The organism is Microbacterium sp. Ag1, from assembly GCF_001005635.1.
GTDB classification, from domain to species: Bacteria; Actinomycetota; Actinomycetes; order Actinomycetales; family Microbacteriaceae; genus Microbacterium; species Microbacterium oxydans.
Map to the genome: position 1 here is coordinate 1 of NZ_LBCR01000001.1, position 1105 is coordinate 1105.

The window sequence follows — 1105 nt, forward strand, 5'->3', positions numbered from 1 at the left end:
GTGATGTCCAGGCAGGTTGTTGAGTCTGCTGACGGGCGGGGCTCCGATCGCGGAGTGGTGCCTGTGATGATTGTAGAAGTGCAGCCAGCCGGGCAGCGCGTTGCGGCGTTCGCTCTCTGAGGTATAGAAGCGGGCGTAGGCCCAGCCATCGGCGAGGGTGCGGTGGAAACGCTCGATCTTCCCATTCGTCTGCGGCCGGTAGGGGCGGGTGCGCTTGTGCACGATCCCGAGTCCAACGCATGCCTCCCGCCAGGCATGGGAGCGGTAAGCGGACCCGTTGTCAGAGAGCACCCGCTCGACGGCGACGCCGCGATCGGCGAACCAGGCGACAGCGCGTTCGAGCACGCCGATAGCGGTGGCAGCCTTCTCGTCCGAACAGATCTCGGCATAGGCGACGCGGGAGTGGTCATCGATGACGGTGTGCAGAAACGCGGTGCCGATACGAGGCCGGTATTCGCGTCCGCGTTCACCAGTCCGGCGTGCCTGCGCCTGGGCATTGGCTTTGCTCTGCTGTCGACTGAGGAACTTGTGCCCTCCGCCGTCAGGGATGTTGCCGAACTTCGTGACGTCGACATGGATCAGGGATCCAGGATGGTCGTGCTCATAGCGGCGGATCGGTTCACCGGTGACCCGATCAATGCGGCTGAGCCTGTTGATCCGGCAACGCACAAGGACGGCATGAACCGTCGACGCCGCGACGCCGAGCTCACCGCCGATCTGGACCGGCCCCAGCCGACGACGCCACCGCGCCTTCACGATCCGTTTCACCACCGCGGGCGGCGTCTTCGTCGGCATCGAGTGTGGCCGACTGGAACGATCAAACATCCCCGCGGACCCTTCGGTCCGAAACCTCGCCGCCCACTTGCGCGCCGTCGGCGGCGAGGTCATGAACATCTTCGCCGCGACGGCGACCGGCCAATCGTCTTCAACGATGAGCTTGGCCAAGCGCAGACGAGCGCGCGGAGTGAGAGCAGCGTTAGCGTGGGACACGAAGGCCTCCTGTGTGCGAAAAGTGGTTCCTAGACAGCTCCACTCTCGCAACGGGAGGCCTTCACCCGTCAACAGCTCACACGCAATTCACGCAACAACGTCCCTGGACATCACA

General features: G+C 64.5%; 1 protein-coding gene. It reads right to left on the reverse strand.

What is annotated here, in order from left to right; genetic code table 11:
• Positions 1–990, reverse strand: a 990-nt coding sequence (locus AAY78_RS00005) for an IS481 family transposase (protein WP_082108505.1), incomplete at its 3' end; no start/stop codon positions are given.
• Positions 991–1105: the final 115 nt, after the last annotated feature.